We start from the raw sequence: 9,470 nt of genomic DNA, 5'->3' as shown, positions 1-9,470 counted from the left end.
TCGTTGCCGGCGCCGCCGTCGAGGACGTCGTTGCCGTTCTCGCCGTAGAGGTAGTCGTTGCCCTCACCACCGAGCAGCAGGTCGTTACCGTTGCCGCCCTGCAGGGAGTCGTTGCCGGCGCCGCCGTCCAGATAGTCGTTGCCTTCGCCGCCGCGCAGGGTGTCGTTGCCGCCGATCCCGAGCAGGAAGTCGGTGCCGTTGCCGCCTTGCAGGCTTCCAGCATTCGCCGTATCGATCACGACCCGGCTTTCAGGACCGAATTGAGCCTTGAGTTCTTCGATTTGCGCGGAGGTGAGTTGCTGTATCCACTCGCCGATCAGGGCCGATTCGTGGATGGCAACGCTGACGCCGGCAAATTTTTCCTTGCTCAACTCGAACAGGTCGACGGTCGCCTTGACCGGGTCGCTTGCGCGAGTTTCTTCCAGCTTTGCAAGAATGCCGCTGAAGTCGAAGGTGAAGCCGTTCTCGCCGAGGTCGAGCGAAATCTCCTTGATGTATGGCTCGAGGCGGGTCTGCAGCAGAAGTCCTTGATAGATGGATTCGCGCAGGGCGGCATAGGCCTGATTGATGAGCGCTGCCTGCCCGGCATTGATGGAAATGTCTTGCTCGGTGATGTAGAAGGTCTGTCCGGCGATGCTGATGCTCCCGCCGACGCTGCCGCCGTTCATGCTTCCGCTGGAGATGCTGGCGCTGAACCTGAGGCCGTCGTTGTCGCTGGTACTGGCGGGCCGAGTGAAGTTGAAGAAGTTCTGGGCGTTGAAAACCTCCAGGAACTTGATCTTCTCCAGCAGCGCCGCCTGCTCGAGTTGCGCTGCCGTGGGTCCTGTGGACGTCAATCCTTCGGTGATGGCTATCGAGCCGCCACTTCCGCTGCCGCCGCTGGTGCTGCCTACGGCAAAGCTGGCAGTCGGCTTTTCCCAGGAGTAGGCGAATTCGACCTTGTAGGCATCGGTGCCGAGATCGCTGACCCGCTGGTCGAAGGTCCGATAGCCCGAACTACCCGCCCATTCGGCAATCAGCCGATCGAGCAGCGCGAGCTGTTCCTGACGCGTTTCGGCTGCGCCGTATTCGCCAAGGACGGATTTTAGGCCGGCGTTGAGCATGCTGGCTTCGCGCAGGTCGCGTACGGCTCCGGAACCTTGCATGTCGGGCAGGGCTTTCGCGGTGTCGTCGAGGGCGATGCGGTCGGTGAACTGGCGATAGAAGGCGTTGGCTGCCAAGTCCAGATTGGCCAGCGAACCTTGTGTGCCATCGCTGCGGGTGTAGCTGCCGGTCGCGCTGATCAGGTTGCCGTTGGAGTTCTGGCTGGAGGCCGTCGAGCCGAGACTGATGGAGGCGATGCCGTGCTCGCCCAGTGTCTTCAGTTCGTTGCTCTGGGATACGCCATCCTGGTTGCGATCCTGCCAGACCCGCACGCTGGCGAAGTGCTCGTCCTGGGCGTCGAACACGCCGTCGGCGTTGCTGTCCAGTTCGCGCAGGGCGTCGAAGCCGTCCCTGGCCTTGCTGCCGTCGCGCTTGATGGTGTCGACGCCGAACAGCTCGCTGCCGTTGTCGATCCGGCCGTTGCCGTCGAGGTCGCGAACCAGCAGGGCGTCGTCACCCTTGACCCAGCCGGTGCCGGTTTTCAGGCCGTCGCCGTCGAAGTCGAAGGTGATGCCTGAGTTTGCAGAGACAGTTTCGATGCCATCGCCGTCAACATCAAGGGTTAGAGGGTCGCTGCGTTGGATGAAGTTCAGGGCAGAAGTGAAGTTTGTGGAGACGAAATCGCTGATTACGTCCCACCATTCGGAGAGTTCATCGAATTGATCCAGCCATGAATCGGCCTTCTGTCGTGTTTCGGGGTTTTGCGAGTCCTGCGCACCCTTCATGAATGTCAGCAAGATGGTGTTGATCATTGCTGCGTCGGCACCATCTCCGCCGGTATCGCGTATTTGTTTCCACAGGTTCTCAACCGCTTGGTCTCCATACTTTTCGCGGATGAGTTCCATGGGGGTATTCAGAGTCCAGTTGTCAAGGCTCAGGGAGTTTTCCCGAAAGACCTTGTCGTGGATGTCTTTTGTCTCTTGGTATGTCAAGTCGCGATCAAGGATGCCGCCATTTTCTCTGGCAATCTCTTTGTATTTTTCCAAAGTCTGATTTGCCATGTCGGTGCGGATCTTGTCGATCTGCTGCTGAGTCAGATTTCGGCACTGGTCACCGCCCATGCCCATCATGGCTGTTCCTTGCAGATAGCTCAAGGCGGCCTGTCCGCTGATGGTATCTCCTGTGGCAACGCCTCCTGCCCAGCCGGCATAGTTGTATCCTTGTGCATAGAGGTTGCCATATGCTTGCGCGGCGGCACCTACCCCGCCGGATTGAACGGATTGTTGAAGGTTGTTGAGTTGGGTACTCGTTACTGCTTGTGGCATGGTCCAGTTCCTTCTATTCGTGTAAGTGTGGAGTCAATTCCTGTTTGAACTCTGTCTGGCTGATCGAACAAGGTCCTCTTTTGGGGTAGCAAAGCTCGTTAGCAGGTCAATGGTCGACTGCCGGATGTTGCGCCATTGTGGAAGTAGTGATCTGGCAAAACGAATGTTGACGAGGGCTTTGGCGGTCGGCTCCATGCTGAATTTCATGGCGCAGGTTGATACGCCGCCAGATACATTTGTCTTGCTGCACGAGATGTATGTGTCGGCAGCACCAGACTTGTCGTAACTGAAGAATTTGTCGTTGGTTTTTTCGCTTTCCCTGGCTGGACTGCCAGAGTAGGGATCGATGCCCTTCACTACGTAAGCATCCAGCCCAAAGACCAATTCAGGAATTCGTTCGTAGTTCTCGAACCAGAACTCGGTTGGCTTTTCAATGCTGCGCTTGACATATCCTGCATGCCTGTTCGCAGCCTCTGCGCCAGGATATATTTCGCCGGCATTTATGCCGATGCTGACCCAGTTGTTGTTCTGGTTCAAAAACTGATGACGATAATCCTCCTGCATTGCCTTGCTCTGCTTGCATTTCATTTCTGGAAAACGCGCGTCAATTCCAAAGCTGCGTAGCCTTGAGTCGACGGTGCGCTCTGGTTCAGGTCCTTTCCGGCGTTCGCCAAAGCCCGGGTCTGCATCGTATTCAACATGCTCTGCGCAGTATTTCGGGATGTGGACCTTAGTTCCTCCAAGATCCCCAATGAAATAGTTCTGGGCGTGCTGGTCAAGACCCCTTTGCGGCGAGTGAGCGCCGGCTGTCAAACTCTCGGCTGCTTGGGTTTTCCAGGCAAGATAGCTGGCAGGTACTGTCAGGCCAATTAGAAAGTAAGCGCTCTGTCGTAAGGTTCGCCAAGGTGTTTTCTGCGCCATGCCCATAGTCTCAGAGGGATGAAATTTCTTGAGTGTGAATGGCTGGTTGGTAAGCTCTGATTCAGGGGTGTTCCGGGATTTGCTCTGCAGGTCGTGGTATGTTCGATGGATTCAAAAATCCATGTTCATGCTGTTTTTGAACAAGACAGACATGCAGTGCGGATGATGGATGTATGTTCTTCGTGGTTGTCAGTGATTTCATTTGTGCCGGATATTCAGGGCTGTCTTGCTGGTTTACTGGGTGGGGCTACCTTTCGATCAAGCTCTCGTTCTGATATTTCTTGAGCGGACTCAGGAAGTAGTCGATCACCTTTCTCTTGTCGGTCTTGACCTCCGCCCGCACCGCCATCCCCGGCGACAGCGCAATATCCCGATCCCCCACGCGAAGCCGGTTCTCCTCGAGCCGAATCCGCGCGCTGTACACCAGTCCGAGCCTTTCGTCCTCGATGGCGTCGTTGGAGATGCTGGTCACCACGCCGTGCACCACCCCGTACTTGGTAAAGGTGAAGGTCTCGACCTTGATCTCGACCTCCTGTCCCGGACGGACGAAGCCGATGTCCTTGTTCTCCAGCATCGCTTCCACTTCCACCGGCGCGTCGCTGGGCACGATGACCATCAGCGGCTGGGCCTCGGTGACCACGCCGCCCTGGGTGTGGATGGCCAGTTGCTGGACGGTGCCGTCCACCGGGGCGGTGAGGGCCATCAGGCGGTTGCGCTGTTCGGCCTTCCTGAGTTCCTGGGTCAGCGCCGCGGCGCGCTGTCCGGACTCGTGCTGCAGGTCGAGCATGGCGCGGCGGGTCTGGGCGAGGACGCCGGCATGGCGGCTCTCGGCGGCCTTTCGCGCCGCGTTCAGCTCGGCGATGCGCACCTGCTGGACCGCCAGTTCGCGCTCCTGGTCGAGGCGCTGCTGCTCCTTCTCCAGCCAGGCATGTTTGGAGATGAACTTGCGCTCCAGCAGGTTGTGGTAGTCCGCCGCCAGCTCGCGGGTGATCGGCAGGGTTTTCTGCAGGGAGGCCACGCTGGCCTGGGCGGCGCGGATTTCCGCGGAGCGCTGCTCGATCTCCGCCTCGACCTGGGCGAGGGTGCTGCGCAGCTCCAGGTACTGGCCCTGCAGCCAGCGCTGGGCGGCCAGCTGCTGCTCGGCGCTGGCCTGCGCCAGGCGCTCGGCCAGCGACGGCGGCTCGCGGCGATTCTGGATCGCCTCCAGCAGGGCGCCGGCGCGGGCGCTGTCGACCTGGGCGGCCAGCAGGTCACTCTTCAGTCGCTCGACGTCGGCGCCGGTGATCTGCGCATCCAGCTCGACCAGCAGTTCGCCGGCCTTCACCGCCTGGCCATCGCGCACGTGGATGGCCTTGACTACCGCCACCTCGCTGGGCTGGATGACCTTGCTCTTGCCGCTGGGCACGATCTTGCCGCTGGCGGTGGCGACCACGTCGATTTCGCCGAGACAGGCCCACAGCAGGGCCAGGGCGGCGAAGGCCATGATCGCCCACTGGATGTAGCGCGGCGCCGGGTGCACCGGCTGCTCCTGCAGGGCCAGGGCGGCGGGCAGGAACTGCACTTCGTGGCTCAGGCGCTGCGGTGCGTCCATCTCCTTGCGGTGGCGCCAGGCGTGGCGCCAGACGCTGCGGTAGCGGCGCAGCAAGGCGCGGGTGGCGGATGGCTGGCTCATGCGGCGTCCCCCTGCTGCAGGCGGTACAGCCGCGAGTAGTGGCCGGCCTGGTGGGTCAGCAGTTCGGCATGGCTGCCCTGCTCGACGATCTGCCCGCGGTCCATGACCAGGATGCGGTTGGCGTCGCGCACGGCGGACAGCCGGTGGGCGATGATGATCACCGTGCGTCCCTGGCAGATGGCCTTCATGTTCTGCTGGATGATCCGCTCCGACTCGTAGTCCAGTGCGCTGGTGGCCTCGTCGAAGATCAGGATGCGCGGATTGCCCATCAGCGCGCGGGCGATGGCGATGCGCTGGCGCTGGCCGCCGGACAGCGAGGCGCCGTGCTCGCCGACCACTGTGTCGTAGCCTTCCGGCAGTTCGAGGATGAACTCGTGGGCGCCGGCCAGGCGGGCGGCCTGGATCACCGCCTCGATGGGCGCGCCGGGGTCAGTCAGGGCGATGTTCTCGCGGATGCTGCGGGCGAACAGCATGCTGTCCTGCAGCACCACGCCGATCTGCCGGCGCAGCGAGGAGACGTCGGCCAGCGCCAGGTCCATGCCGTCGACCAGCACGCGCCCGCGCTCGGGCACGTAGAGGCGTTGCAGCAGGCGGGTAAGGGTGCTCTTGCCGGAGCCGGAGCGGCCGACCACGCCGATCACCTCGCCGGGACGGATGTGCAGGCCGATGCCGCGCAGGATCTCCGAGCCGTCCGGGCGGTAGCGGAAGTGCACCTGGTCGAACTCGATCTCGCCCTTGAGCGGCGGCAGGGCGCTGCGCGTGGCCTGGGATAGCTCGGTACGCGTGTTGAGGATGTCGCCGAGACGCTGCACCGACACCCCGGTCTGCTGGAAGCTGGTCCACAGCTGGGCCAGGCGCATGATCGGCTGGGCGACGCGTCCGGCGAGCATGTTGAAGGCGATCAGCTGGCCCACCGTGAGATCGCCGTCGATCACCAGGCGCGCGCCCAGCCAGAGGGTGGCGACGGTCACCAGCTTGCCGACCAGGCCGACGCTCTCGTTGGCGATGGTCGACAGGGTCTGGGTCTTGAAGCTGGCCGCCACGTAGCCGGCCAGCTGGTTGTCCCACTTGCGGCCGATCTGCGGTTCCACCGCCATCGCCTTGAGGGTGTCGATGCCGTTGACCGTCTCGACCAGGAAGGCCTGGTTCTCCGCGCCGCGGTTGAAGCTCTCCTGCAGGCGGGCGCGCAGCAGCGGGGTGACGAGCAGGGAAATGAGGAAGTACAGCGGCAGCGAGAGGACCACCACCAGGGTCAGCCAGCCGCTGTAGTGGAACATCACGGCGATGAACACCACCGAGAACAGCACGTCGAGGAGCAGGGTGATGGCGTTGCCGGTGAGGAAGCTGCGGATGTTCTCCAGCTCGCGCACCCGCGCCACCGAATCGCCGACCCGGCGCGCCTGGAACCAGGCCAGCGGCAGGCTGACCAGATGGCGGAACAGCCGCGAGCCCAGCTCGACGTCGATGCGGCTCGCCGTGTGGGCGAACACGTAGCTGCGCAGGCCGCTGAGCAGCGTCTCGAACAGCATGATGCCGAGCAGGCCGATGGCGATCACGTCCAGGGTGCTGAGGCCGCGATGCACCAGCACCTTGTCCATCACCACCTGGAAGAACAGCGGCGTGAGCAGCGCGAAGATCTGCAGGACGAAGGACACCAGCAGCACTTCGCCGAGCAGCTTGCGGTATTTGACGATGGACGGGATGAACCAGGTGAAGTCGAACTTCGCCAGCTCGCCGGCCAGCGACGCCTCGGAGCGGAGCAGGACCAGCTCGCCGCTCCAGCGCGCCTCGAGTTCCGCGAAGTCCAGCACCTCGGGGCGCTGGGCCTGCGGGTCGTGGATCAGCGCCTTGCCGTCGTCGATGCGCGCGATGATGAAGAAGCGCCCGTCGTTGTCGAGCGCGATGGCGGGTAGCGGGGTATGGGCGAGGCGCCCGACCCGGCTGCGTGCGGTCTTGGCCTTGAGGCCCAGTTTCCTGGCCGCCAGCAGCAGCTCGGCCCGGCCGAAGGCGCGGCCGTCCTCGGCGAACTCGTGGGCGAGCTGCTCGGGCGAGGCGGCCAGGTTGTGAAAGCGGGCGAGCATGACCAGGCAGGCCAGGCCCGTATCGAGCGCCGGAGAGGCGGCGCCCATTCCTCGTGCGTCCATGTAGCGTCCATGCAATGCTCAGGAGTCGATGCGCTCCTGCACCGGGTTGCGGATTCTGCGCGATGGCGGCCCGCCGCTCCTCGATGCCCGCCACACTTTCGGAAAAATCCTGCCGCGGGGCCGCGGGCGGAGGGGACGGGCGTTTCGCCGCAGGGGAGGAGGGGCCGGGCTCAGAATATTTGTTCAGGTGCTGAGGTGGTTTTCATGATTTTTGTATCGTTTGCCGGCTGCTTGTGAATCTGCTCTTGTTTCATGTGATGGCTCTGGAGTGCAGGTTTCATGCGGTAATGTGACTGGTCGTGCGGTTTGTGCGGGGTGCTGCGAGGCCTGCGCATGTCGGCAAGGGATACCGAAATAGACTTTTTGCTTGTTGATCTGTGTCTCTTTTTGGGTATGCTCGGCGACAAGGGCTCGCTATCCGCCCCGCGCTGCCGCGTGCTGATCAGAGCCTCAGAGCCCTACAAGCCGATACAAGAATAATTCGGGAGCATCACATGAAACGCCTCAAGCTGGCCGCACTGGTCACCGCCTTCGCTTGCGCCGCCTCCGCCCAGGCCGCCGAGACCTATACCCTCAAGTTCGGCCACTTCCTGCCTTCCACCTCCTACCAGCAGCGCGAGATGTTCGAGCCCTGGTGCGCCAAGCTGAAGGAGGAGTCCGCCGGTCGACTCGAGTGCCAGATCTATCCGTCCATGCAGCTCGGTGGCACCCCGGCCAAGCTGGCCGACATGGTGCGCAACGGCGTGGCCGACATCGTCTGGACCGCACCGTCCTACTCGCCCGGCAAGTTCCCGCGCATCGAGGCGGTCGAGCAGCCGTTCCTGATGCCCTACGGTGCGCGCAACAGCGACCCGATCATCTGGAAGTTCTACGAGCAGTACGCCAAGGACGACTTCAAGGGCTACAAGGTGCTGGCCATGCACGGCGACGGTGGCATGGGCTTCCACACCCGCAGCAAGGCGATCACCAGCCTCGACGACCTCAAGGGCATGAAGCTGCGCGCCTCGCACCGCGCCTCGGCGCTGCTGGTCGAGTCGCTCGGCGCCGCGCCGGTGAGCATGCCGCCGCCGCAGATGACCGAGTCGCTGTCCAAGGGCGTGATCGACGGCGTGCTGTTCACCTGGAGCACCATCCGCGACGTCAAGGTCGACGAAGTGACCAGCTTCCACAGCGAGCCGCCGGCCGGCTCGCCGTCGCTGACCAGCACCGTGCTGACCATGCTGATGAACGAGAAGAAGTTCGCCAGCCTGCCCAAGGACCTGCAGGAGGTCATCGAGCGCAACAGCGGCCCGGCGCTCAACGACATGATCAGTAACGTCTGGGACAAGCACATGGAAGGCGCGGTCAAGGCCACCCCGGCCGAGCAGATCGTCAACATCAGCGCCGAGAACTACGCGGCCATGCAGAAGGCCGCCGAGCCGGTGGCGCAGAACTGGGTGAAGGAAGTCGCCGCCAAGGGCGTCGACGGCGACGCCATGCTCAAGGGCGTGCGCGAGATCGCCGCGGCTCAGGCTCAGGCCCAGGTTCAGGCCCAGGCCCGGTAATCCATCATGGCTGAGTCGCTTTCCCTCGAAGGCGGCCTGGAACTGCAACGCGGCCCTCTGGGCCGCGTTCTTTATCTGGCCTGCCAAGCTTTCGCACTTGCCGGCGGCGTGGTGCTGCTGGCGCTGATCAACATGTCGCTGGTGTCGATCATCGGCCGCAAGCTGTTCAACACACCGATCCGCGGCGACATCGAGCTGATGGAGATCGGCGCGTCCATCGCCATCGCCGCCTTCCTGCCGCTGTGCGAGGTGCGCGCCACCCACATCAAGGTCGATACCTTCACCATGAAGCTGCCCGCCGGCGCCCAGCGCCTGCTGGATGCCGTGGCCCATCTGCTGTGCATGAGCGGGGCGCTGATCCTGGCCTGGCGCACCGCGCTGCAGCTGCGCGACAACCTGGAGTACGGCGACGTGTCCACCCTGCTGTCGATCCCGATGTGGATCCCGCTGGCGCTGATCGTGCCCAGCCTGATCCTGCTGGCACTGGCCAGCGCCTACCGGGTTTCCGTCTGTCTGTCCGGAGGTCGTCCATGAGCGGTCTGAGTCTCGGCCTGATCGCCCTGGCCATCACCCTCACCCTGCTGGCCCTGCGCGTGCACATCGGCATCACCATGCTGATCGGCGGCGCCGCCTGCTTCTGGGCGGTCAACGACGGCGACCTGTCCTCGCTGCTGTTCACCCTCAACAACCTGGCCTACTCGCGGCTGTCCAACTACGACCTGGCGGTGATTCCGCTGTTCGTGCTGATGGGCCAGTTCGCCACCCACGGCGGCCTGTCGCG

Annotated in this window: 6 protein-coding genes and 1 pseudogene; 3 read left to right on the top strand and 4 right to left on the bottom strand. The window is 63.1% G+C overall.

Annotation, left to right across the window (positions count from 1 at the left end):
• From E5198_RS22245 to E5198_RS18785, 4 genes and pseudogenes are all read right to left on the bottom strand, one after another.
• Nucleotides 1-2,408, bottom strand: a pseudogene (locus E5198_RS22245) (hypothetical protein); the annotation flags it as partial.
• A gap of 33 nt (nt 2,409-2,441) precedes the next feature.
• Nucleotides 2,442-3,329 (bottom strand): hypothetical protein, encoded by an 888-nt coding sequence (locus tag E5198_RS18795; RefSeq protein WP_136491478.1) that lies wholly within the window; start codon nt 3,327-3,329, stop codon nt 2,442-2,444.
• 247 nt (nt 3,330-3,576) lie between these two features.
• The gene (locus E5198_RS18790; RefSeq protein WP_136491477.1) at nt 3,577-5,001 is read right to left on the bottom strand and encodes an HlyD family type I secretion periplasmic adaptor subunit; all 1,425 of its coding nucleotides are present in this window, start codon (nt 4,999-5,001) and stop codon (nt 3,577-3,579) included.
• Nucleotides 4,998-7,145, bottom strand: a complete 2,148-nt coding sequence (locus E5198_RS18785) for a type I secretion system permease/ATPase (protein WP_136491476.1) — start codon at nt 7,143-7,145, stop codon at nt 4,998-5,000. Before E5198_RS18785 ends, E5198_RS18790 begins: the two co-directional genes overlap by 4 nt.
• A gap of 494 nt (nt 7,146-7,639) precedes the next feature.
• Here E5198_RS18785 and E5198_RS18780 point away from each other — a divergent pair, with 494 nt between their 5' ends.
• The 3 genes from E5198_RS18780 to E5198_RS18770 form a co-directional block, all read left to right on the top strand.
• A complete protein-coding gene (locus E5198_RS18780) occupies nt 7,640-8,689 on the top strand; it encodes a TRAP transporter substrate-binding protein (protein WP_136491475.1) in 1,050 nt (349 codons plus the stop codon).
• A 6-nt stretch (nt 8,690-8,695) separates the two neighbouring features.
• Nucleotides 8,696-9,223, top strand: coding sequence for a TRAP transporter small permease (locus E5198_RS18775; protein ID WP_136491474.1), 528 nt, complete (start codon nt 8,696-8,698; stop codon nt 9,221-9,223).
• A partial coding sequence (locus tag E5198_RS18770) for a TRAP transporter large permease subunit (RefSeq protein ID WP_136491473.1) occupies nt 9,220-9,470 on the top strand: 251 nt, incomplete at its 3' end. The genes E5198_RS18775 and E5198_RS18770, both read left to right, overlap by 4 nt.

The sequence above is a fragment of the Pseudomonas sp. A-1 genome (assembly GCF_004801855.1).
GTDB lineage: Bacteria > Pseudomonadota > Gammaproteobacteria > Pseudomonadales > Pseudomonadaceae > Geopseudomonas.
Note: the sequence above shows the minus strand (reverse complement) of the source record. Positions and strands in the feature narration are given on the sequence as shown.